Below are 21,235 nucleotides of genomic sequence, written 5' to 3'. Positions count from 1 at the left end.
GGCGCATGAGGCTCGTACTCGTCGACGGCTCGGGGTTCATCTTCCGGGCGTTCCACGCGATCCCGGACATGACGCGGCCGGACGGTGTGCATGTGAACGCGGTGTTCGGCTTCTGCAACATGATCGCGCGGCTGATGAAGGAGCATACCGGCTCGCATCTGGCGGTTATTTTCGATGCCGGGCGGATGACGTTCCGCAACCGGATGTATGAGCCCTATAAGGCGCACCGGCCGGAGGCGCCGCCGGAGCTGGTGCCCCAGTTCGCGCTCATCCGCGAGGCGGCGCGGGCTTTTGGCTTGCCCAGCATCGAGCTGGATGACTGGGAAGCTGACGATCTGATCGCGGCTTATGCGAAGGCGGCGCTCCAGGCGGGGGGGGAGGCGGTGATCGTGTCGTCCGACAAGGATTTGATGCAGCTGATCCGCCCCGGCGTGACCATGCTCGACCCGATGAAGAACGTGCCCATCGGCGAGGCGGAGGTCGCGGCCAAATTCGGCGTGACGCCCGATAAGGTGATCGAGGTGCAGGCGCTGATCGGCGATGCGGTGGATAATGTGCCGGGGGTGCGCGGGATCGGGCCAAAAGGGGCGGCGGAGCTGATCGGGCAGTATGGCACGCTGGAAGCCGTGCTGGAGGCTGCCAAATCCGGCGCGATGAAGCCCGGCAAGCGGCGCGACATGCTCGTGGAGTTTGCCGATAATGCGCGGATTTCCAAGGAGCTGGTGAAGCTGCGCGATGATGCGCCATTGCCCGAGCCGGTTGAGGACCTGGCCTTGCGCCATTGGGACGATGCGGTGCTCTCGGCGTTTCTCGACACCAATAATTTCAAAAGCATCAAGCAGCGGCTGGCCCTGAGCGATGCGCCGCGCGCCGAGGCGGCGGCACCCAAAGCCGAGGCGGCGGCATTTGGCGGTTATGAGACCATAACCTCGATGGCGGCGCTGACGGCGCTGATCGAGGCGGCGCGGCAGGCCGGGTTTGTCGCCGTCGATGTGCAGACAGATGACCGCAACTCGCTGCATGGGAATTTGCTGGGCATCGCGCTGGCGGTGGCGCCCGGGCGGGCGGGCTATGTGCCGCTGGGGCATAATCTGGGGTTGGAGGATACGCCGCAATTGTTGTGGCCCGATGCGCTGGGCGCGCTTGGCGCATTGTTCACCGATGTGGCGGTGCTGAAGATTTTTCATGACGCGAAGTATAATCTGGAAGTTTTAACGCGCGCCGGGGTGGCGCAGGTGGCGCCGCTGGATGATGTGATGCTGATCTCCTACGCGCAGGACGCGGGAAATTTCAGCCATGACCGCGAAACACTCGCGCGCAAACATCTGGCCCATGAGCTGAAGAGTTTCGATTCGGTGGCGGGCAGCGGGCGGGCGCGGCTGAGTTTCGCCAACGTGCCGCTGGCCGGGGCAAGCGCCTTTGCCGCCGAGGCCGCGGATGTGACCCTGCGGCTGTGGGCGATGCTGAAGCCGCTGCTGCGGGTGAACAAATCCCTGGCGCTGTATGAGCTGGTGGAAAAAAAACTAATCCCGGTGCTCACCGCCATGGAGCTGCATGGCGTGATGGTGGACCGCGCGGACCTGCGCGCGATGTCGGTGGAGTTTGAAGGCCGGATGGCGGAGATCGAGACCGATATCCAACGGCTGGCAGGGCAGGAATTCAACGTCGGCAGCCCCAAGCAGCTGGGCGAGATTTTGTTCGAGCGCATGGGCCTGCCAGGCGGCAAGCGCGGTAAGGCGGGCGCGTGGGGGACGGATTCATCCGTGCTGGAAGGCCTGGCCGAACAAGGGATCGAGGTGGCGCAACGGGTGATGGACTGGCGGCAGCTGGCAAAGCTGAAGTCAACCTATGCCGATGCGCTGATCGGCCAGGCGGATGAAAACGGGCGGGTGCATACCAGCTTCCAGATGGCGGTGGCGGCGACCGGGCGGCTGTCTTCAACCGACCCGAATTTGCAGAACATACCTATCAGAACCGTGGAAGGCGCGCGCATCCGCAAGACGTTCATCGCGGCGCCGGGGTGCAGCCTGGTCTCGGCGGATTATTCGCAGATTGAGCTGCGGCTGCTGGCGCATGTCGCGGATATCGCGGCGCTGAAGGAGAGTTTCGCCAGGGGCGAGGATATCCACGCACGCACCGCCTCGGAAGTGTTCGGCGTGCCGATGGCGGGAATGGATGCGGCCACCCGCCGCCGCGCGAAGGCGATCAACTTCGGGATCATCTACGGAATTTCCGCATTCGGGCTGGGCCGGCAGTTGGGCGTGGGCGCCGGCGAGGCGAAAGCCTATATCGATGCATATTTCAAGCGCTATCCAGAAATCCGCGCGTATATGGAAGCCACGAAAGAGGAGGCGCGGAGCCAGGGCTATGTGCTGACACCGTTCGGGCGGCGCTGCTGGGTGCCGCGCATAAAGGACAAAATGCCGCAATTGCGCGCCTATGCGGAGCGGCAGGCGATCAACGCGCCGTTGCAGGGCGGGGCTGCCGACATCATCAAGCAGGCGATGGTGAAATTGCCGAAGGCGATGGCGCGGGCCGGACTTTCGGCAACGCTGATCCTGCAGGTGCATGACGAGTTGCTGTTGGAGGCACCTGACGATGAGGCCCGCGCGGCGGCTGAGCTGGCGCGCGAGGTGATGCAGGGCGCCGCCGAAATTTCCGTGCCGCTGACAGTGGAAACGGGGATCGGCAAGAACTGGGGGGATGCGCATTGAACCCCGATGCCATCCAGAAAATGCTGAACGAGGCCGTGGCCGCGGGCGAGGCGCCCGGCGTGGCGGCGGCGGTGAGCGATGCGCGCGGAGCGGTGTTTGAGGGTGCGGCGGGCGTGACCGCGCTGGGCGGTGAACAAAAGATGGATGCGGACACGTTGTTCTGGATCGCCTCGATGACCAAGCCAGTGACCTCGCTGGCGGCGATGCAGCTGGTGGAGCGGGGGCTGCTGGATTTGGATGCGCCGGTGGGGGATTTGCTGCCGGAGTTGAAAAATCCACAGATTCTGGAAGGCGGAAAACTGCGCCCCGCGCGCAAGCCGATCACGCTAAAACATCTGCTCACGCATACGGCGGGGTTCTCCTACGCCTTCGCCAGCGCGGAATATGCCGCTTATCTGGCGGCGCAACCCAACCCGCCGGCCTTTGGCACGCGCGCGGCGCTGGATGCGCCGTTGCTCTTTGAGCCGGGGGAGCGCTGGGAATACGGGCTGGGCGTGGACTGGGCGGGGCTGGCGGTGGAGGCGGCCTCCGGGTTGAGCCTGGAGGCGTATTTTCAGAAGCACATCTTTGGCCCTCTGGGGATGGCCAGCACCAGTTTTCTCCCCACGGCGGAGCAACTGGCCCGCCGCGCCGCGCTGCATCAGCGCCAGACGGATGGCAGCCTGGCGGCTCAGCCCGCTGCCCCGCTGGCGGTGCCCGAGGTGTTCTCCGGCGGCGGCGGGCTGTTTTCCACCCTGCGCGACTACCAGAAATTCATGCGCGTGTTCCTGAACCACGGCGCGGGCATCATCGCGCCCGGGACTGTCACCAATATGTCACGCAACCATATCGGAGGGTTGCGGGCCGGGTATCTCCCCTCTGCGAATCCAGCATTGTTCGTGGGGGCGGATGTGAATCCGGGGCAGCATAACCAGTGGGGGCTGGGTTTCATCATCTATCCGGGGAAGGGAAGGTTCGGCCGCAATGCAGGGAGTTTTGGCTGGGCGGGAATGGCGAACACTTATTTCTGGGTGGACCCGGTGGTTAACCGGGCGGCAGTCATTATGATGCAGATATTGCCCTCAGGCGACGCCGGCGCGATGAAAACCCTCATCGGCTTCGAGCGCGCCGTGTATGCCGCGCTGCGATAACCGGCTATAGATTTTCCGCCACATTCTGGGAACCTAGACATGAATGCCACCGCCGCGACCGTCACGAAAACCAAGGTAACAGCATTGCCGGGGGACGGTATCGGCCCCGAGGTGATGGCCGCCACGATGCGGATTCTGGAGGCCGCCAACGCCCCGGTTGAATGGGAAATGGCCGAGGGCGGGGCCGAGGTCTTCAAAAAAGGCATCATCACCGGCGTGCCGCGCGAAACGCTGGACAGCATCGCCCGCAACGGCCTGGCGCTGAAAAGCCCGCTGGAGACGCCGGTGGGCTACGGCGGCAAATCCGCCAACGTGACGCTGCGCAAGCATTTCGAGCTTTATGCGAACATCCGCCCGGTGCGCGAGCTGCCCGGCATCACCACGCCTTATACCGGCCGTGGGATCGACATGGTGATCGTGCGCGAGAACGTGGAGGATGTTTACGCCGGCATCGAGCATATGCAGACCACCACGGTAGCGCAGTGCCTCAAACTGATGACCGCCCCTGGTTGCGAGCGCATCATCCGCGCCGCCTACGGGCTGGCGCTGGCGGAAGAGCGCAAAAAGGTGACCACCGCGACCAAGGCGAACATCATGAAGCTCACCGAAGGGCTGATGAAGCGGGTCGCTGAAATGGTCGCGCCGGAGTTTCCAAGCCTCAAGTCCGACCATATTATTATTGACAATTGCGCACACCAGCTGGTCGTCAAGCCCGAAGCGTTCGATGTGATCGTCACCTCCAACATGAATGGCGACATCATCTCCGACCTCGCGGCCGGGCTGGTGGGCGGGCTGGGCATCGCCCCCTCCTCCAACCTGGGCGACCACGCCGCCATGTTCGAGGCCGTGCATGGCTCGGCGCCCGATATCGCGGGCAAGGGGCTGGCCAACCCGACCGCGCTGCTCTCCGCCGCGATCATGCTGCTGCGCCATATCGGCGCGTTCGACGTGGCCGCAACGGTGGAGCAGGCGCTGTTCATCACCCTGGCCGAGGGCAAAAACCTCACGGGTGATCTCTCGCCGCGCGGGCACGGCGTGGGCACGCAGGCCTATACCGACCAGATCATCGCCAATCTGGGCCGCGCCTCCAACCTGCCCTCGCGCAGCTACAAAAAACTGGAGCTGAAGACCTGGCCGGAACTCACCGCGCATAGTGAACCCGGCACGCGCGAGCTGGTGGGCATCGATGTGTTCCTGGAAACCGATCTCGGCGCCGAGGAGCTGGGCAAGGCGCTGGAAGCCATCGCGCAGGACAGCCCCTTCGTGCTGAACGGCGTTTCCAACCGCGGCGTGCAGGTGTACCCGCCCAACGAGGGGCAGCAGACCTTCCTGGTCGACCATTTCGCCAGCCGCTTCATGTTCAAAAAACCGATCCCGCTCTCGGCCTCAAAATCCGAGGGCCAGCCGGAGATCAGCTATCTGGTGCAGCGCATCGGCGCGAAATTCACCTGGATGCATATCGAGAAGCTGCAACGCTTTGACGGCAAGGATGCCTTCGAGCGGCCGCAGGGCGCCTAAATACAAGCCAAAACCTTGGCTGGACCGTCTTCCGCGCAAGGGAGACGGTCCATTTGTTTCTGGGTTCCGGCCTTTATCCCGCTGCCGGGTTCAGCTAAAGCGGGGCATGAACGAGATCATCCCCAATTCTTTGCGTAATGGCCCGGATGGGCGCGGGCGGTTTGGCGAATTTGGCGGGCGCTTTGTCGCCGAAACGCTGATGCCGCTGATTTTGGAGCTTGAGGCGGCGTATGAGGCGGCCAAGGCCGACCCCTCGTTCCAGACCGAGCTGGATTATTACTTAAAACATTACGTCGGGCGGCCGAGCGCGCTCTGGTTCGCCGAACGGCTGACCAAGGAGCTTGGCGGCGCGAAAATCTACTTCAAGCGCGACGAGCTGAACCACACCGGCGCGCACAAGATCAACAACTGCCTGGGCCAGATTCTGCTGGCGCGGCGGATGGGCAAGACGCGGATCATCGCGGAGACAGGCGCCGGGCAGCACGGCGTGGCGACCGCGACGGTGTGCGCGCTCTTTGGCCTGCCCTGCACAGTCTACATGGGCGCGGTGGACGTGGAGCGGCAAAAGCCGAACGTGTTCCGCATGAAGCTGCTGGGCGCGGAGGTTATCCCCGTAAGCTCCGGCGCGGGGACACTGAAGGACGCCATGAACGATGCCATGCGCGACTGGGTGGCAAACGTGAGCGACACTTTTTATATTATCGGGACCGCCGCGGGGCCTCACCCCTACCCGGCCATGGTGCGCGATTTTCAGTGCGTCATCGGCAATGAGGCGAAGGCGCAGATGCAGGAGGCTGAAGGCAGGCTGCCCGATGTCGCGATCGCGGCCATCGGCGGCGGAAGCAACGCCATCGGGCTGTTCCACCCGTTCCTCGATGATGCCGGGGTGCGGCTGATCGGCGTGGAGGCGGCGGGGCATGGGCTGGATTCGGGCGAGCATGCCGCCAGCCTGAGCCGCGGGCGCCCTGGCGTGCTGCACGGCAACCGCACCTATTTGCTGCAAAACGAGGACGGGCAGATCCAGGAGGCGCATTCGATTTCCGCCGGGCTGGATTATCCCGGCATCGGGCCGGAGCATAGCTGGCTGCATGACATCGGCCGCGTGGAATATGTGGCGGTAACGGATAAGGAGGCGTTGGCCGCCTTCCAGCTCTGCACGCGCACCGAGGGGATCATCCCCGCCCTGGAGCCGAGCCACGCGCTCGCGCATGTCGCCAAGATCGCAGGCGGGATGAGCAAGGATGAAATTGTGCTGATGAACCTGTGCGGGCGGGGGGATAAGGATATCTTCGCCGTCGCGCAGCACCTGGGGGTGGAGCTGTGAGCCGGATCGCGGGCGTATTCGCCAACCTGCGCGCGCAGGGCCGGGCGGCGCTGATCCCCTTTGTGGAAGCCTATGACCCCAACCGCGAAACCTCGCTGGCGCTATTGCGCGGCATGGCGGAAAACGGCGCCGATATCATCGAAATCGGCGTGCCGTTCACCGACCCGATGGCCGACGGGCCGACGATTCAGGCAGCCGGGCGCCGCGCGCTGGAGGCTGGCGCGAGCCTGGCCGGGGTGCTGGGGCTGGTGCGTGAATTCCGCGCCGGCAATGCGCATACGCCGCTGGTGCTGATGGGCTATCTCAACCCCATCCTCTCCTACGGGGTGGCGCGGTTCTGCGCCGATGCCGCAACCGCCGGGGTGGATGGGCTGATCGTGGTCGATCTGCCGACCGAGGAGGCGGATTTGCTGCTGCCAGATGCCGCGAAAAACGAACTGGACGTAATCCGGCTGATCGCGCCGACGACATCGGACGCGCGCCTGCCGCTGGTTCTGGCCGGGTCATCAGGGTTTGTTTATTATGTGAGCATCACCGGGATCACCGGCACGCGCACGGCCTCGGCGGCTGATCTGGCGCGCGATATTCCGCGCATCCGCGCCGTGACCAACCTGCCCATCGCGGTCGGCTTTGGCGTGCGTACGCCAGAACAGGCGGCCGTGGTGGCGCAATATGCCGACGCGGCGATTGTGGCCTCGGCGCTGATCGAAAAACTATGCAAGAGCGATGTCGAGACTGTGCTGAAGGATGTGGCGGCGCTGTCGGCTGGCATTCGCGGCGCCGGGAAGGCGCACGCGCCAACTTTATAATATAGAGCGCAACCGGTTCAGAGCCGGGGTGGAATCGCAAGGCGATTCCACCCCGGAGCTAGCCGTTTTTCTGAGGGCGATTCACGCTTTCGGCTCGCTCGGTTGAGCGAACCTCAAACGATCGCACTCTAATGCTCCTCGCCGCCGCCATGCTCATGGCCGCCCCCGTGCTCGCCCCAGCCGCCCCCGCCCCAGCCATAGGCGCCATAACCGCCATCCGGGCCGTACCAGACACAACCAGCGAGGCCGAGGATGAGAACAAATAGCAATGCAGGAGCGGCGCGGGAAATTTTCATGATTTGAATCTGGTCCCGGCCCCAGGCCATAACAACGCGCAATCGATGGCGATAAAGTTAACTTATCCCCATCCGCGGTGATTTCCACAGGCCAGGCCCGCCGGTTGCCGCTCTTGACCAGACAGCCGGGATGCGCGCTCATCGGGGATAAGATAAAACCCAGAGGAGATAATTATGCGAAAAGGCAAAATCAGCTTCGCCGCCGGATTGCTGCTGGCTGCCGGTATTTTTGCGGCACCGCAGGCGCGGGCGCAGATATCTGGAATGTTGCAAGGCGCCATGGGCGGCGGCCAGAACGAGCCCGCCACCCCCGGTCTTGGCGGCATGGGCGGGATGGGCAGCATGGGTGGCGCCGGAATGGGTGGAATGGGCATGCCATCACTCGGGGCGGCACCGCCGGCCAATATCGCTGGTATTCTGCAGTATTGTATCCAGAACAATTATCTGGGCGGCGGGGCTTCCCAATCCTCGGCTTCGTCGGTTCAACAGTCGCTGCTGAGCAAATACACCGGCTCCTCGAGCGACCCTTCGTCCAACAGCGGATTTACCTCCGGCAGCAACGGCATTTTGGATACCGGCAACGGCAACTCGATGCCCCTGGGCGGCAGCGGCTTAAAGGCACAGTTAACGCAAAAAATCTGCGACCAGATTTTGCAGCGCGCGCAATCAATGCTCTGATACCAATGGCCCCAATGGCCCCAATGGCCTATGTGATGATGACTCATCATCGTAGGCTGTTGATATTGCGCCCGGGTGGCGCAGGGGCAGAAGGTTCCAGCTGCGTGAAACGCCGCCATCATGCGAAAACGCGCCGTCCTCAACACCGCCCTACTCAAAGCAGGGCGGTGTTGGGTGCTAAATACGCTGGACCATCCCGGAGACTCTAATTCTGGCCGTTACTATCCGGCCAATGCTTCGGATGCTGGCCGTCGCCTTGATCGAGCGGTTGCGGCGGCGGCGGTGCTTTCTGGCCCTGCCAGCCGCCACCCGGAGGCGGCGGAGGAGGCGCGCCGCCATTGTCGCGCTGCTGGCCCTGCCAGCCGCCACCCGGCGGCGGCGGAGGAGGCGCGCCGCCGTTGTCGCGCTGCTGGCCCTGCCAGCCATCGCCCGGCGGCGGCGGCGGACGGCCGCCGTTGTTTCTGTCACCCCCGTCGTGATGTTCATCATGGTCGCCATAACCACCGCCAACGCCGATGACTATGCCCGGCGGCGGCGCATAAACGGGGGCGGGCTGATAATACTCAGGCTGCGGCGCATACCCCCCGCTGTAATAGCCATTGCCGCCATAGCCGCCTTCACCGCTATAAACGCAACCGGTGAGGCCGAGGGAAAGTACTGTGGAGAGGAGGATTTTTTTCATGATGAAAATTTCCTACGCCAGCAACGTGGCATCATTACGGCGCCAGACTAGCGCAAACCCCAGGCATAAAAAACAGAATTCTCCCAGCCGGGCTTGCCATAGCGCAGGGGCCGGCCATCCGCGGTGATGACATGGCCGCCGGCGGCTTCCAGCACGGCCTGCGGGGCGGCGGTGTCCCATTCCATGGTGCGGCCAAGGCGCGGGTAAAAATCCGCGGCCCCTTCGGCCAGGCGCAGGAACTTGAGCGCGGAGCCAATATTGGTGAGCGCCGCCACCTTATATTGCGCCAGGAGTGCCGCCAGCGCCGGGTCATCGGCGTAATGGCGCGAGGCGAACACGGTGAGGCCCTCGGGCGGCGGGCGGCGGGCGTGGATTTGCACGGTCTCGCCGCCGCGCCGCCGCCAGGCCCCCAGCCCCACCAGGCCGTAGTGGATCTCACCCAACGCCGGCGAGCCGACAGCGCCCAAAACCGGCGCGCCATCGCGGATGAGGCCGATGTTGACGGCGAATTCCCTCCGCCCGGCTGCGAATTCGCGGGTGCCGTCCAGCGGGTCGACCAGCCAGTATTGGGATGTTGGCGCGGTGATGCGCCCGGCGGCAACTTCTTCCTCCGCGATGACCGGGATGTGCGGCGCCGCGGCGCGCAGGCCCGCGACGATGATCGCCTCGGCCTGGGTATCCGCCACCGTGACCGGGGTCTCGTCGGATTTCGCATTGACGGTGAAACCCGCATCGCGGACTTCCAGGATTTTGGCGGCGGCCTGGGCCGTCAGGGAGACGGCGAGGTCGAGGAGGCGTTTATCGTTCATGCGCCCAGGTGTAGCCCTGGCACGGGTGCTGGCCAAGCAGCGCAAAAGAGTTATGGTCAGGGCAGATTGCATGACAAGGGGAGCCGAAATGCTGGATATCGCGTTTGCCAAAGCCGTGTTGCCGAAAACGGGCGTCGTGGTGGTGCCGCTGGCGGAGGGAGCGGCTCTGAGCGGGCTGGCGCTGGCGCTGGACAAGGTCTTTTCCGGCGCGCTGAAGCGGGCGATGGAGGCAGGCGAATTCACCGGCAAAAAGGGCAGCCAGGCGAGCCTGCTGGCGCCCAAAGCCGGGTTTAAGCGCGTGCTGCTGCTGGGCACCGGCAAGGCCGATGCGTTCAACGCCCGCCGGGCCGAGGAGTTGGGCGGGGCGATTGCCGCCTCGCTCGCCAAGGAGGCCGAGGCCGTGGTGCTGGGCGAGGCGCTTGACCCCACGCTGGCCGCGCATATCGGCCTGGGGGCGCGGCTGCGGGCTTATAAATTCGAAAAATACCGCACCACGCTGAAGGATGACGAGAAGGCGAAATTTGCCAAACTGACCATTCTCGCCGCGGATGCCGTAAAATCCCGCGCGGCCTATGCGCCGCTGGCCGCCGTGGCCGATGGTGTGGAGCTGACGCGCGATCTGGTGACCGAACCCGCCAATGTTCTCTACCCGGCGGAGTTTGCCGAGCGGCTGGAGGGGCTGAAGAAGCTGGGCGTGAAGGTCGAGGTGTTCGACCGCAAAGACCTGGAGAAGCTGGGCTTCGGCTCGATGCTGAGCGTGAGCTGGGGCAGCGCGCGCGAGCCGCGCATGGTGGTGATGCAATGGCTGGGGGCCTCAGGCGGCGTGAGCGCGGATGGCAAGAAGCCGAAAAAGGCGAAGGAGCCGATTGCCTTCATCGGCAAGGGCGTCACCTTCGATACCGGTGGAATTTCGATAAAGCCCGCCGCCGGCATGGAAGATATGAAATGGGACATGGCCGGCGCTGGCGCCGTCGCCGGGCTCATGGCGGCATTGGCCGGGCGCAAGGCGCGGGTGGATGCGGTCGGGCTGGTCGGGCTGGTGGAGAACATGCCCTCGGGCAGCGCCGTGCGGCCCGGTGACGTGGTGAAGAGTTATTCAGGCCAGACCATCGAAATTTTGAACACCGACGCTGAAGGGCGGCTCGTGCTGGCCGATGTGCTCTACTACGCGCAGGAGCGTTTCGCCCCGAAATACATGATTGATCTGGCAACCCTGACGGGGGCCATCATCGTCGGGCTGGGGCATGAATATGCCGGTTTGTTCAGCAACAGCGACGAGCTTTGCGAAAAGCTGATCGCGGCGGGCCGGGCGACCGGCGAGGAATTATGGCGCATGCCGCTGGCCGCCCCCGGCGAGAGCTATGACAAAAACCTGAAATCCGCGATTGCCGACATACAGAATATCGGCGGCGGGCGGGCCGGCGGCTCGATTACCGCCGCGCAATTTTTGCAACGCTTCGTGAACGGCAAACCCTGGGCGCATCTTGATATCGCGGGGATGGCCTGGGCCGCGAAGGACCAGCCCACCACCCCCAAGGGCGCCACCGCCTACGGTGTGCGCCTGCTCGACCGGCTGGTGGCCGACCATTTCGAGGGTTAACACAGCGGCGCGAGGGCGATCTGGCGGCCCGAACCGGTGACGGTGGCGATCGGGCCGCCCTCGGCGCCGGTGAGCATCACCATGTCGCCCACGGCGATCAGGTCCGCCGCATCGGCGAAAAACCCGGCCTGGCGGACCCGGGCCAGGGTCTCGGCCTTGTAGTGCCACAGGGTGAAGCCATTGGCATAGGCGAGGACGGAGAGGTTGCGCAGCGTGAAAGCCATGGGCGATATTCCTTTGTGCCTTGTGGTGGTTACTTAAGGTTGTGTTTCATTAAGGTTTATATTCCTATTGCTAGAACAAAGCAAGAACAACATGCTTCCGATGAGCGTTTTTTCACATGAAAAAGGGATAAAATTCCTATTTCGCCATTGGTTTCCCAACAAACATGTGTAAGCTTCTGAAGTTACAACATTGGCAATTTTTGAATGCGGCACGAGGATATCTGGCGCGCGATTGATACAATGGCCGCTGAGCACGGGCTCTCGCCTTCCGGCCTCGCGCGCAAGGCCGGGCTGGACCCGACCAGTTTCAACCTCTCCAAACGCCGGACCGGGGATGGCAGGGTCCGCTGGCCCTCCACCGAGAGTCTGGCGAAAGTGTTCCTCGCGACCGGCGCCAAGCTTGAGGATTTTACCGCCCTGGTGATGGGCGCGCGGGCAATGCCCGAGGCGCGGCCGAGAGCGCGCAACAAAATCCCGCTGATCGGCATGGCCCAGGCCGGGGCGGAAGGGTTTTTCGACGATGGCGGCTACCCGGCGGGCGCCGGGTGGGATGAGGTGGAACTGCCAAGCACGGCGGATGCCAATGCCTATGCGCTCTCCATCTCTGGTGATTCGATGCAGCCAGTCTACCGCGAGGGCGATTCCATCATCGTCTCCCCCGCCGCCCCGGTGCGGGTGGGCGACCGGGTGGTAGCGCGCACGGCGGCAGGGGCGGTGATGGCAAAACTGCTCTCGCGCCGCACCGCCAGCCGCATAGAGCTGACAAGCCTGAACCCCGCCTATCCTGACCTGCATTTTGCCACGCAGGAAATTTTGTGGATGCACCGGATCGTCTGGGCAAGTCAGTAGCAGGCGCAGGTTTTCATTTCAAAATTGTTAAAATGCGGCTAATTGTTGCGGAAGATGGGCCAGTGAGCGGTTCGGATTTTATAAAAGGCGGTGAGGATGCTCCGTTATCTTCTTATGACTGGCTTATTGGCGGTGGCGGCAGGCCAGGCCCGCGCCGCTGACTGGTACGAGGTAAACGCCAGCAACACCAAATGCCTCGATATGGCGGTCGCCGCCCCGGCGGACGGCATCGGTTATCTGGCAACCCCGGAGGGGACACAGGCCGCTTACCAGGGAATCGGGGAAACCGTGACCTCAACCCGGGTTAGCGACGCAAACGGCGCGTCAATCGTGGTGATGCACATCATCGATTCAAACGGCGACCGGTTCCTGAACTTCACCTTTTATCCGTCCCTGGCTGATTGCCAGTATGTGCTGGCGCAATCGGGAACGCATTAAATTTTCCCGTGGCCGGGCTGCCTCAGTGCCCTATGGGCAGGCCCTCGGTCACGGCGTAGCCGGCCTCGGCGGGAATGCGCACGCGCGGGCCGCGCTCGGTCTGCAGCATCACCGGCTGGGTAACATAGGCCGGGCGCATGCGCGCGGCATCAATCGCCGCCTGGGCGTTGGCGCTTTCGGCCAGGCGTTGCAGGTTCAGCTTGGTGGGAAAGGCGATCATGCGCGGGCCGGAGAGCGGGAGTTCAACCGCCGCGGCGGGGGTGAGCCATTCCAGGCTCACGGTCTCCACACCGTCGCACACAGCATCGTGCCCCTCTGGCGCATGGCAGACATAGAAGCGCGTATCGAACCGCTTGGGCACGCCGATGGGGGTGATCCAATGCGCGAACGGGGTGAGCGCATCCAACCGGAGCTTGCCGCCGCTGACGCTGATCATCTCAAAAAAGCCAAGTGCCGGGTTAACATCCTGCGCTGACACAGTGGCGAGCAGAACCGCCGCCTCCTCGAACATCTCCCGGCAGGCGGCAACGCGCGCGGCGCGCTCGGCGGCGTCCAGGCCCTCCCCGCCCTGCAGATAGGGCAGCCAGTCCTCCGCCCAGTCGGCCTTCTCGACCACGCCGCCGGGAAACACCATGGCCGATCCATGAAACGCCTTCGCATGGCGCTCGACCATCAACACCTGGAACGGATCGTCACGCACCAGGAGCACGGTGGCGGCCTGCCGGACGGGGACGGAATCCTTGCTGGTCATGTCGCTCTCTGGTTCCCTCAAAAAATCCGGATATTTTTATACACCGCGAAAAGCCCCGGTTCATCGGCGCCCGGCTCACCCGCGATTGAACCCGCGCGCCCCGCCATGTCAAGGCGCTGAAATGCGGCTCAAACCAAAAGCGCACCGGCCGTTGCGGAGCATTTCAGGCTGATTTGTCCGAGACCAGCCGGTGATATGTCCGCCGGTGATAAATCAACCCGGACGTTGCGGGGCCCAGATGAATCGCCTGGACCAGGCCGAATATCACGCTATGCGATCCCACCTCCAGCACCTGGCTGATCCGGCAATCAAGCGCGGCGGCGGCACTCTCCAGCACCGGCGCGCCGGTGGCCAGCCGGAGCCAGCTGGCGCGCGCGAAACGTTCCGGCATCGGCAAATCAGGCTGGCCCGCGAAAATCGCCGCCATGTCCTCATCCGCGGGCGCCAGGATATTGACGCAGAGCACCCCGGATTTTTGGAAAATGTCATGCTGCCGGCTGGCACGGTTCATACAAACCAAAACCGTGGCCGGGTCATCGGTGACACTGCAGACAGCCGAGGCCGTGAAGCCCGTATCACCCAGCGGCCCGGTGGTGGTGATGATATTCACCGCCGCCCCCAGGCGGGACATGGCCTCACGAAAACGAGTGCGGGATTCAATCATGGCTATATCCTGACATAATCATCGAGGCGGCTAATGGGGAACAAACAGAAACGCATCGGCCGGGGCAAAGCCAAGCCGCACCGCATCGCCCACACCGGCCGGCGGGCCCATGAACATCTGCCGCGGCGTGCGGACCATGATCTCCTGCCCCCAGCCCGTAAGCACCGTATGGGCCATCACATCCCCCAGAAACGCCGCATCCGTCACATGCCCGCCAATCCCCTCAGCCTCCGCCGTGAGCCGGATATGCTCGGGGCGCAGCATGATCTGGGCCTTGCCCGTCTGCGTGCGGCCCATGAGCGGCACGCCAGAGAGGGTCGACCCATCAGGGCAGCGCACGTCCCCTATATTGTTGCGATTCTCGAGCACCTCGATATCGATGAAATTTGAATTGCCGATGAACCCAGCGGCAAAGGCGCTGGCCGGGCGCTGGTATAAATCCTCGCCGGTGCCAATCTGCTCGATCCCGCCATGGTTGAAGAGAACAATCCGGTCCGACAGGCGCAGCGCCTCTTCCTGGTCATGCGTGACATAGATGACGGTAACACCGGTTTCCGCATGAATCCGCTTGATTTCACTCTGCAGGTCCTCGCGCAGCTTTTTATCGAGTGCCGAGAGCGGCTCATCCATCAGCAAAATCTGCGGATCATAGGCAAGCGCGCGGGCCAGGGCGACGCGCTGCTGCTGCCCGCCCGAAAGCTGCGCCGGCTTGCGATCGCGCATCGCGCTCAGATGCACCAGCCGCAACATCTCATCCACCTTGGCCGCGATCTCGGCCTTCGGCCGCCTGCGCACACGCAGCGGAAACGCGATATTCTCCGCCACGGTGAGATGCGGAAACAATGTGTAGCGCTGAAACACCATGCCGATATCGCGATGGTTCGGCGGCACCCCGAGCAGCGAGCGGCCATTGAGCAACACCTCCCCGGCGCTGGGCTCGATGAAGCCCGCGACCACATAGAGCGTGGTGCTCTTGCCCGACCCCGAGGGCCCGAGAAACGTAACGAATTCGCCGCGCGGAATTTGCAGCGAGACACCATCAATCGCGGTGAAGCTGTCAAAATTCTTGCGGATATTGCGCAGTTCGAGAAACGCTTGGGTCATCGTGCGGATTCCTTTTGGAACAGAGCGGCAAGTCCCATCAGCAGGGCGGTCGCCAGAACAAGCAAGGAAGAGACAACGGCGATATCGGGCGAGAGATCCTGCCTGAGTTCCCCCAGCATGCGCACCGGCAGGGTTTGCAGCGTCGGGCTGGCCATGAAGATCGCCACCACCACCTCATCCCACGAGGTGAGGAACGAGAACAGCGCCGCGCCGAACAGGCCGTGGCGAATCGCCGGCAGAATCACGCGCACGCGCGCCTCCCACAATCCCGCGCCACAGAGCATGGCGGCATCCTCAAGCGATTTATCAGTCTGCTCCAGCGCGCCGGTGATGGCGACAACCGAGAACGGCAGGGCGAGCACAAGATGCGCGATGACAAAACCGGCGAAACTGCCCGCGATGTGCAGCCACAAAAAGGCCGAATAAAGCGCGATGCCGAGCACGATGCTGGGCAGGATCATCGGCGTGAGGAAAAACCCCCGCAGGATCTCCCGGCCCCGGAACTGCCCCCTGGTGATGGCAAAACCACAGAGCAGGCCAAGCAACACCGAAAGTACCGTGACACAGCTCCCCACCTCCAGGCTGGTGATGAAGGAGGCCAGCCAGTCAGGATCGTGGAACACCTGCGCGTACCATTGCAATGTCCACCCCGGCGGCGGAAATTGCAGCCAGGGCGAGGAATCGAACGAGAGGGCGATGAGCAGAACGAGCGGGGCCAGCAGAAACAGGGTGCAGGCCCCCGCCGTCGCGCAGAGCAGCCAGCGCATCCAGCCCAGCCGTGCGAAATCCATCAGCATGCGTCAGCCCTCCTTGCCGCGGCGGGGCGAAAAATAGCGAATCTGCACCGCGTAGAGTGATAGTGTGAGAACCAGCAGCAGGAACGAGGCCGCCCCCGCCAGACCCCAGTTGAGCAGTGTCTGCACCAGCTGCGCGATAAGCTCGGCCAGCATCATATCCTGCGCGCCGCCCAGCAGCGATGGCGTGATGTAATAGCCGAGCGACATGACGAAGATGATAAGCCCGCCAGCCGCCAGCCCGGGTGCCAGCAGCGGCAGAAAAACCTGCGTGAACGCCTGCACCCGCGAGGCGCCGCAGAGCGAGGCCGCCTGAAACAGGCTGGCATCCAGCGCCGCCAGCGGGCCGCGCAGCGAGAGCACCATGAAGGGCAGCATGATATACACCATGCCGATCACCACCCCCGCCATGGTGCCGAACAGCGGCAGCGGATTTTGAATGATCCCGGTCCAGATCAGGAAATTATTGATAATCCCGGTATCCTGCAGCAACACCATCCAGGCATAGGTGCGCGCCAGCAGGTTCGTCCACATTGAGAGGATGACGATGCCGAACACCAATTGCGACCAGAAACGCGGCGCCACGGCGAGAAACCACGCCAGCGGCAGGCCGAGCAGAGCGCTGATGCCTGTCACCAGTCCCGCCACGGCAAACGTATTGAACAACACATTGGCGTAGGTGCTGGTGGCGAGCAGCGCCGCATAATTCTGGAGGCCCCATTGCGGCTGGGTGAGGCTGCGCAGCAGCAGCGCCAAAACCGGCAGCATGAAACAGAGCAGCAAAAAGGCAAGGCCCGGAACCGCGGGCGCGAAGCCATTGCGCAGCCGGCGCGGCGCGGGTGGTGGCGGGGCGGCTTGCGCCGCCCTCACCCCCTTCACGGCTATTGCGTCTGCCATGCGTACCAGCGCGCCGCGATCTCGTCGCGATGAGCCGCCCAATACTGCATGTTGAGGTCAATATGCGTGGCCGCGTGCGCATCCGGCAGCGCGGCATAGGCCGCCTTGTCCAGCAGCGGCAGCGACCCCTTGTTGATCGGCGCATACCCCGTATCAGTGGCGAACTGCGCCTGCGGCCCGGCGCTGGTGGCAAAGGCGATAAATTTCTGTGCCGCCGCGGTGTCCGGCGCGCCCTTGGGGATCACCAGCATGTCGCCGGTGGTCAGGTTCTGGTCCCAGCTCATCGCAACCGGCGCGCCTTCCTGCTCCAGCGCCTGCACGCGCCCGTTCCACACCAGGCCGATCGGCGCCTGGCCCGAAGCGAGCAACTGTTGCGACTGCGCCCCCGTGCCCCACCAGACGATATCCTTCTTGATGGTGTCCAGCTTGCGGAAGGCGCGGTTCAGGTCAAGCGGGTAGAGCTTGTCCGGCGCCACGCCGTCAGCGAGCAAGGCGGCTTCCAGCACCCCGGCGGCCGACCATTTATAGAAGCAGCGCTTGCCGGGGAATTTCTTGATGTCAAACAGATCCTGCAGCGTCTTCGGCTGCGCGCCGTGGAATGCGTTGGTGCGGTAGCCGATGACGAACGAATAATAAAACGACCCCGCCGCATCGGGCGTGAGGAAGCGCGGGTCGATGCTCGCGGTCTCGGCCGGGGTGAGGGTGAGCGGGGTCAGCAGCCCATCCTGCGCGGCGCGCACGGCGAAGTCATATTCAACATCCACCACATCCCACGAGACATTGCCGCTCTGCACCATGGCCTTGAACTTGCCATAATCGGTCGGCCCGTCCTGCACCACGGCAATGCCGGTTTTGGCGGTGAACGGAACAGCCCAATCCTTCTTCTGCGCATCCTGCGTCGTTCCGCCCCAGCTGGTGAACACCATGCTGTTTTGCGCATGCGCTGAAAGCGCGGTCCCCAGAGCCATAAGCACGCCCAAACCTAAAACACGTCTCATTATTACGCCTCCTTGTTGATTAGTTCAGGCACCGCGCCCGGGCTTGCACCGGGCAACGGCCAAAATGCAGCCGGGCGCAGGATTTTCGTATCCATCGTCTCGATCAGCGCCTGGATTTTGGGGATAAACGCAAGCCAGCGCGCATCGCGCATCAGCGCGGCCCGGCGGGTTTCACGTTCATCAAGGCTGGAATAGGCCCAGAGATGCACCACCTCGTTTTGCGGCCCGATCTCGGTGGCATAATACCCGGCCAACTGGCCCAGATGCGCCACCTGGATCGCGATGCCCTCCTCCTCCACCAGCTTGAGATAGGCGGGAACCATGCCTGTCTTCAGCCGGTAGGTGCGCATCTCATAATACGGCATTTCAGAAGACATTTTGCATTTTCCTCAACGCATCACAAATGGGTCGGGCAGCGGCGCATCGGAGAGGTTGAGCCATACCGATTTTGTGCGCGTATAATCGAGGATGGCTTCCGCCCCGCCCTCGCGCCCCAGCCCGCTCTCGCCAAAACCGCCAAACGGCACCATCGGCGAGATCGCGCGGTAGGTGTTGACCCAAACCACCCCGGCGCGGACACTTCGCACAAGCCGGTGCGCGCGGGCGAGGTCGCGGGTGAACACCCCGGCGGCAAGCCCGAACTTGCTGTCATTGGCGATCGCAATCGCCTCCTCCTCGGTGTCGAACGCCAGCACGCTCAGCACGGGCGCGAAAAACTCCTCGCGCACACATGGCAGATCGGAATTTTCGCAATACAGAATGGTCGGCGCGAAATAGAAGCCCCCGCCAAACCCATCGGGCACGCTTCCGCCGCACAGCAATTGCGCCCCCTGCGCAACGCTCTCGCGCACGAGGGCAAGCGCGCGGCTCTGCTGGCGCCTGGTGGCCAGCGGCCCCATCTGTGTCCCCGTATCATCGGGCGCGCCGATGCGGATGGCGGCGGCCTTCTCGCACAGCCGGGCCAGCAGCGGCGCCAGCAGCGGGCGCTGCACCAGCAGGCGCGACCCCGCCACGCAGCTCTGCCCGCTGGCCGCGAAAATTCCCGAGATAACGGCGTTGCAGACATTATCCAGATCGGCATCCGCGAAGGCGATGACCGGCGATTTGCCGCCCAGCTCAAGCGTTACATAGGCCAGATTATCCGCCGTGTTGCGCACGATGTGGCGCGCCGTTTCCGGCCCGCCGGTAAAGGCGACGCGCGCCACCAGCGGATGGCTGGTGAGCACCTGGCCGCAATCGGCGCCCGTGCCGGTGATGATATTCACAACACCGGGCGGAAACCCGGCCTCATGCACCAGCCGCGCAAATTCAAGCAGCGGGGCGGGCGCGTCCTCGGCGGCCTTCAACACCACCGTGCAGCCCGCCGCCAGCGCCGGGCCAAGCTTCACCGCGGAGAGAAAAAGCTGCGAATTCCAGGGCACCAGCGCGGCGACAACGCCAATGGGCTCGCGGCGGAGAAACACCTCCATATCCGGCTTGTCCACCGGCACATGCTGCCCCGCGAACTTATCCGCCAGCCCGGCGTAATAATGGTAATATTGCGCGATATAGGCGATCTGCCCGCCGGTTTCGCGGATGATCTTGCCGGTGTCGCGGGTTTCCAGCGCGGCGAGGCGCGGCGCCGCCTCGCTCAGCAAATCGCCCAACCGGCGCAGCAACCCCCCGCGCGCCGAGGCGGTGAGCCCCGCCCAGGCAGGGGCATGCAGCGCATCATGCGCGGCGCGCACGGCACGGTCCACATCCGCCGGGCCGGCGGCGGGCATCAAGGCCCAGGGCTGCCCGCTCGCCGGGTCGAGACTCTCAAAGCTGCTGGCCCCCTCCTCGAACACACCGTTGATATATTGGAGGAATCGCTGCATCGGCCTTATTCCGCGGCGGCTTGCTGGGTGGTGGCGGCAAAATGCGGCATCACCTGCTCGATGAAGCGCGTGAGCGAGGCCTTCTTGCGCGCGAAGCTCATGCCGCTGTCGATCCACAGGCTATACTGGTCATAACCCAGCGCCTCATAAGCTTTCAGCCGCGCCACCACCTCATCCGCCGTGCCGATCACCAGCGCCTTGCGCACGGCATCCGGCGCGTATTGCGGCATAGCGGCCATTTCCTCGGGCGAGAGCTCCTCCATCAACCCTTCCGTGATGGGTTTCCTGTTCTGGAACCAGGCGCCGAAATAGCAGTAGAACCGGCTCATCTCCTCGGCGCCGCGCACGGTATCAGCCGCATCGGCCGCCACATAGGTATGTTGCAGCAGCATGATGCGCGGGCGCTCCCTCTCCGGATGGTTGGCGCAGGCCGCGTTGAACCGCTCCATGAGGCTCCCCACCTCGCCATCGCCCGCGGCCAGCGGCGTCACCTGCACATTCCACCCATGGGCCACGGCGAATTCATGCGAATTAGGGTCCCGCGCGGCAACCCAGATCGGCGGACCACCCGCCTGCACTGGCTTGGGCACGGCGCTGGTTCTGGGAAATTTCCAGAACTGGCCATCATGCTCGTAATCCCCCGCGAACAGTTTCTCCACCGCCGGCACCAGCTCGCGCATCCGCAGACCGGCCCCCATCGCATCCAGCCCGGGGAGCAGCCGCTCATACTCAAAACTATAGGCCCCGCGCGCAATGCCAAGATCAAGCCGCCCGCCGGTCGCCACGTCGGTCATCGCGGCCTCGCCCGCAAGCTTGATCGGATGCCAGAACGGCGCGATCACCGTGCCCGTACCAAGCCGGATCGTCGAGGTTTTTGCCGCCAGATACGCGATCTGGATGAACGGATTCGGCGAGATGGTGAACTCCATGCCGTGATGCTCGCCGATCCACGCGGCCTCCATGCCGCCAGCCTCCGCCAGACAGACCAGCTCCTCAAGCTCGCGAAACAGCTCGGTATGGCTCTGCCCGGGGGTCAGGCGTTCCATATGGACAAAGAGAGAGAATTTCATGTCAGAGGCTCCGTGCGTTTCAGAGTT

The 21,235-nt window shown here is 63.9% G+C and carries 22 protein-coding genes; 9 read left to right on the top strand and 13 right to left on the bottom strand.

Annotated features, from left to right (window positions below; genetic code table 11):
- The first annotated feature begins 5 nt into the window (after positions 1-5).
- The 5 genes from polA (at position 6) to trpA (ending at position 7,495) form a co-directional block, all read left to right on the top strand.
- Positions 6-2,714 (top strand): DNA polymerase I, encoded by a 2,709-nt coding sequence (polA, locus tag QQJ84_RS00965; RefSeq protein ID WP_284256028.1) that lies wholly within the window; start codon positions 6-8, stop codon positions 2,712-2,714.
- Positions 2,711-3,844, top strand: coding sequence for a serine hydrolase domain-containing protein (locus QQJ84_RS00960; protein ID WP_284256027.1), 1,134 nt, complete (start codon positions 2,711-2,713; stop codon positions 3,842-3,844). Before polA ends, QQJ84_RS00960 begins: the two co-directional genes overlap by 4 nt.
- A 39-nt stretch (positions 3,845-3,883) precedes the next feature.
- Complete coding sequence (locus QQJ84_RS00955) at positions 3,884-5,362, top strand: NADP-dependent isocitrate dehydrogenase (protein ID WP_284256026.1); 1,479 nt, start codon at positions 3,884-3,886, stop codon at positions 5,360-5,362.
- 106 nt (positions 5,363-5,468) lie between these two features.
- Entirely contained in the window at positions 5,469-6,686 is a 1,218-nt protein-coding gene (gene trpB, locus QQJ84_RS00950; RefSeq protein WP_284256025.1) for a tryptophan synthase subunit beta, read from the top strand.
- Entirely contained in the window at positions 6,683-7,495 is an 813-nt protein-coding gene (gene trpA, locus QQJ84_RS00945) for a tryptophan synthase subunit alpha (RefSeq protein ID WP_284256024.1), read from the top strand. The genes trpB and trpA overlap by 4 nt, the downstream gene beginning before the upstream one ends.
- A gap of 128 nt (positions 7,496-7,623) precedes the next feature.
- On the opposite strand, the gene QQJ84_RS00940 is transcribed toward trpA, so the two are convergent.
- Positions 7,624-7,791 (bottom strand): hypothetical protein, encoded by a 168-nt coding sequence (locus tag QQJ84_RS00940; protein ID WP_284256023.1) that lies wholly within the window; start codon positions 7,789-7,791, stop codon positions 7,624-7,626.
- Positions 7,792-7,965: 174 nt separating this feature from the next.
- Between QQJ84_RS00940 and QQJ84_RS00935 the strand changes: the two genes are divergently transcribed.
- A complete protein-coding gene (locus QQJ84_RS00935; RefSeq protein ID WP_284256022.1) occupies positions 7,966-8,469 on the top strand; it encodes a DUF2501 domain-containing protein in 504 nt (167 codons plus the stop codon).
- Between the two features lie 205 nt (positions 8,470-8,674).
- Here the strand turns inward: QQJ84_RS00935 and QQJ84_RS00930 are convergent, their stop codons facing one another.
- Together QQJ84_RS00930 and cysQ are read right to left on the bottom strand one after the other, a co-directional pair.
- Positions 8,675-9,151, bottom strand: coding sequence for a hypothetical protein (locus QQJ84_RS00930; protein WP_284256020.1), 477 nt, complete (start codon positions 9,149-9,151; stop codon positions 8,675-8,677).
- A 47-nt stretch (positions 9,152-9,198) separates the two neighbouring features.
- Positions 9,199-9,960 (bottom strand): 3'(2'),5'-bisphosphate nucleotidase CysQ, encoded by a 762-nt coding sequence (gene cysQ, locus QQJ84_RS00925; RefSeq protein WP_284256018.1) that lies wholly within the window; start codon positions 9,958-9,960, stop codon positions 9,199-9,201.
- An 88-nt stretch (positions 9,961-10,048) separates the two neighbouring features.
- Between cysQ and QQJ84_RS00920 the strand changes: the two genes are divergently transcribed.
- Positions 10,049-11,560 carry a leucyl aminopeptidase gene (locus QQJ84_RS00920; RefSeq protein ID WP_284256017.1) on the top strand — a complete coding sequence of 504 codons (1,512 nt, stop codon included), beginning with the start codon at positions 10,049-10,051 and terminating at the stop codon, positions 11,558-11,560.
- Here the strand turns inward: QQJ84_RS00920 and QQJ84_RS00915 are convergent.
- Complete coding sequence (locus QQJ84_RS00915; protein WP_284256016.1) at positions 11,557-11,784, bottom strand: hypothetical protein; 228 nt, start codon at positions 11,782-11,784, stop codon at positions 11,557-11,559. The genes QQJ84_RS00920 and QQJ84_RS00915 overlap by 4 nt on opposite strands.
- Positions 11,785-11,988: 204 nt before the next feature.
- Between QQJ84_RS00915 and QQJ84_RS00910 the strand changes: the two genes are divergently transcribed.
- Together QQJ84_RS00910 and QQJ84_RS00905 are read left to right on the top strand one after the other, a co-directional pair.
- Entirely contained in the window at positions 11,989-12,633 is a 645-nt protein-coding gene (locus QQJ84_RS00910) for a S24 family peptidase (protein WP_284256015.1), read from the top strand.
- Positions 12,634-12,729: 96 nt separating this feature from the next.
- Entirely contained in the window at positions 12,730-13,071 is a 342-nt protein-coding gene (locus QQJ84_RS00905) for a hypothetical protein (protein ID WP_284256014.1), read from the top strand.
- Positions 13,072-13,093: 22 nt separating this feature from the next.
- Here QQJ84_RS00905 and QQJ84_RS00900 read toward each other — a convergent pair whose 3' ends face one another.
- The 9 genes from QQJ84_RS00900 to QQJ84_RS00860 all read right to left on the bottom strand — a co-directional run bounded on the left by QQJ84_RS00900 (position 13,094) and on the right by QQJ84_RS00860 (position 21,208).
- A complete protein-coding gene (locus QQJ84_RS00900; protein WP_284256013.1) occupies positions 13,094-13,822 on the bottom strand; it encodes an NUDIX hydrolase in 729 nt (242 codons plus the stop codon).
- 163 nt (positions 13,823-13,985) lie between these two features.
- Complete coding sequence (locus tag QQJ84_RS00895; RefSeq protein WP_284256012.1) at positions 13,986-14,486, bottom strand: flavin reductase; 501 nt, start codon at positions 14,484-14,486, stop codon at positions 13,986-13,988.
- A 30-nt stretch (positions 14,487-14,516) separates the two neighbouring features.
- Positions 14,517-15,590, bottom strand: coding sequence for an ABC transporter ATP-binding protein (locus QQJ84_RS00890; RefSeq protein ID WP_284256010.1), 1,074 nt, complete (start codon positions 15,588-15,590; stop codon positions 14,517-14,519).
- Complete coding sequence (locus tag QQJ84_RS00885) at positions 15,587-16,387, bottom strand: ABC transporter permease (protein WP_284256009.1); 801 nt, start codon at positions 16,385-16,387, stop codon at positions 15,587-15,589. Before QQJ84_RS00885 ends, QQJ84_RS00890 begins: the two co-directional genes overlap by 4 nt.
- A gap of 3 nt (positions 16,388-16,390) precedes the next feature.
- A complete protein-coding gene (locus QQJ84_RS00880; RefSeq protein WP_284256008.1) occupies positions 16,391-17,281 on the bottom strand; it encodes an ABC transporter permease in 891 nt (296 codons plus the stop codon).
- Complete coding sequence (locus QQJ84_RS00875; protein WP_284256007.1) at positions 17,266-18,279, bottom strand: ABC transporter substrate-binding protein; 1,014 nt, start codon at positions 18,277-18,279, stop codon at positions 17,266-17,268. The genes QQJ84_RS00880 and QQJ84_RS00875 overlap by 16 nt, the downstream gene beginning before the upstream one ends.
- A 2-nt stretch (positions 18,280-18,281) precedes the next feature.
- The gene (locus QQJ84_RS00870; RefSeq protein ID WP_284256006.1) at positions 18,282-18,656 is read right to left on the bottom strand and encodes an NIPSNAP family protein; all 375 of its coding nucleotides are present in this window, start codon (positions 18,654-18,656) and stop codon (positions 18,282-18,284) included.
- Positions 18,657-18,668: 12 nt separating this feature from the next.
- On the bottom strand, positions 18,669-20,138 hold the full coding sequence (locus QQJ84_RS00865) for an aldehyde dehydrogenase (protein WP_284256005.1): 1,470 nt from the start codon (positions 20,136-20,138) through the stop codon (positions 18,669-18,671).
- Positions 20,139-20,143: 5 nt separating this feature from the next.
- The gene (locus tag QQJ84_RS00860; RefSeq protein WP_284256004.1) at positions 20,144-21,208 is read right to left on the bottom strand and encodes an LLM class flavin-dependent oxidoreductase; all 1,065 of its coding nucleotides are present in this window, start codon (positions 21,206-21,208) and stop codon (positions 20,144-20,146) included.
- Positions 21,209-21,235: the final 27 nt, after the last annotated feature.

This window comes from Acidocella aquatica (assembly GCF_030160635.1).
GTDB classification, from domain to species: domain Bacteria; phylum Pseudomonadota; class Alphaproteobacteria; order Acetobacterales; family Acetobacteraceae; genus Acidocella; species Acidocella aquatica.
The sequence above is the reverse complement of the archived record's forward strand: the minus strand, read 5'-3'. Positions and strand labels throughout refer to the sequence as shown.

Bases quoted from the DNA above. Each gene is read 5' to 3' on its own strand.
- polA (WP_284256028.1), top strand. From the start codon at position 6: ATGAGGCTCGTACTCGTCGACGGCTCGGGGTTCATCTTCCGGGCGTTC.
- QQJ84_RS00955 (WP_284256026.1), top strand. From the start codon at position 3,884: ATGAATGCCACCGCCGCGACCGTCACGAAAACCAAGGTAACAGCATTG.
- trpB (WP_284256025.1), top strand. From the start codon at position 5,469: ATGAACGAGATCATCCCCAATTCTTTGCGTAATGGCCCGGATGGGCGC.
- QQJ84_RS00940 (WP_284256023.1), bottom strand. From the start codon at position 7,791: ATGAAAATTTCCCGCGCCGCTCCTGCATTGCTATTTGTTCTCATCCTC.
- QQJ84_RS00935 (WP_284256022.1), top strand. From the start codon at position 7,966: ATGCGAAAAGGCAAAATCAGCTTCGCCGCCGGATTGCTGCTGGCTGCC.
- QQJ84_RS00930 (WP_284256020.1), bottom strand. From the start codon at position 9,151: ATGAAAAAAATCCTCCTCTCCACAGTACTTTCCCTCGGCCTCACCGGT.
- cysQ (WP_284256018.1), bottom strand. From the start codon at position 9,960: ATGAACGATAAACGCCTCCTCGACCTCGCCGTCTCCCTGACGGCCCAG.
- QQJ84_RS00920 (WP_284256017.1), top strand. From the start codon at position 10,049: ATGCTGGATATCGCGTTTGCCAAAGCCGTGTTGCCGAAAACGGGCGTC.
- QQJ84_RS00915 (WP_284256016.1), bottom strand. From the start codon at position 11,784: ATGGCTTTCACGCTGCGCAACCTCTCCGTCCTCGCCTATGCCAATGGC.
- QQJ84_RS00910 (WP_284256015.1), top strand. From the start codon at position 11,989: ATGCGGCACGAGGATATCTGGCGCGCGATTGATACAATGGCCGCTGAG.
- QQJ84_RS00905 (WP_284256014.1), top strand. From the start codon at position 12,730: ATGCTCCGTTATCTTCTTATGACTGGCTTATTGGCGGTGGCGGCAGGC.
- QQJ84_RS00900 (WP_284256013.1), bottom strand. From the start codon at position 13,822: ATGACCAGCAAGGATTCCGTCCCCGTCCGGCAGGCCGCCACCGTGCTC.
- QQJ84_RS00895 (WP_284256012.1), bottom strand. From the start codon at position 14,486: ATGATTGAATCCCGCACTCGTTTTCGTGAGGCCATGTCCCGCCTGGGG.
- QQJ84_RS00890 (WP_284256010.1), bottom strand. From the start codon at position 15,590: ATGACCCAAGCGTTTCTCGAACTGCGCAATATCCGCAAGAATTTTGAC.
- QQJ84_RS00885 (WP_284256009.1), bottom strand. From the start codon at position 16,387: ATGCTGATGGATTTCGCACGGCTGGGCTGGATGCGCTGGCTGCTCTGC.
- QQJ84_RS00880 (WP_284256008.1), bottom strand. From the start codon at position 17,281: ATGGCAGACGCAATAGCCGTGAAGGGGGTGAGGGCGGCGCAAGCCGCC.
- QQJ84_RS00875 (WP_284256007.1), bottom strand. From the start codon at position 18,279: ATGAGACGTGTTTTAGGTTTGGGCGTGCTTATGGCTCTGGGGACCGCG.
- QQJ84_RS00870 (WP_284256006.1), bottom strand. From the start codon at position 18,656: ATGTCTTCTGAAATGCCGTATTATGAGATGCGCACCTACCGGCTGAAG.
- QQJ84_RS00865 (WP_284256005.1), bottom strand. From the start codon at position 20,138: ATGCAGCGATTCCTCCAATATATCAACGGTGTGTTCGAGGAGGGGGCC.
- QQJ84_RS00860 (WP_284256004.1), bottom strand. From the start codon at position 21,208: ATGAAATTCTCTCTCTTTGTCCATATGGAACGCCTGACCCCCGGGCAG.